General features: G+C 56.8%; 1 protein-coding gene. It reads left to right on the forward strand.

Annotated features, from left to right (window positions below; genetic code table 11):
- On the forward strand, window positions 1-236 hold a 236-nt coding region (locus Q4563_RS22595; RefSeq protein ID WP_303606144.1), incomplete at both ends, for a M24 family metallopeptidase.

A 236-nucleotide genomic window follows, 5' to 3' on the forward strand; every position in this document is an offset into this window, starting at 1 on the left:
GTGCGTAACGGCTCACGGCCACCACGGGAATTCTGCGGCCTGGATCATATCCTGCACGAAATGCGGCTGATCAAATCCGAGGCCGAAATCGACCTGATGCGACAAGCAGCAGCAATCAGCGCCAATGCCCACTGTCGGGCCATGCAAATGGTTGAGCCGGGGATGTATGAATATCAGCTGGATGCCGAAATCATGCGTACCTTTATGGCTGCTGGCAGTCGTTGGCCGGCCTATCC

It is taken from the genome of Gilvimarinus sp. 1_MG-2023 (genome assembly GCF_030548285.1).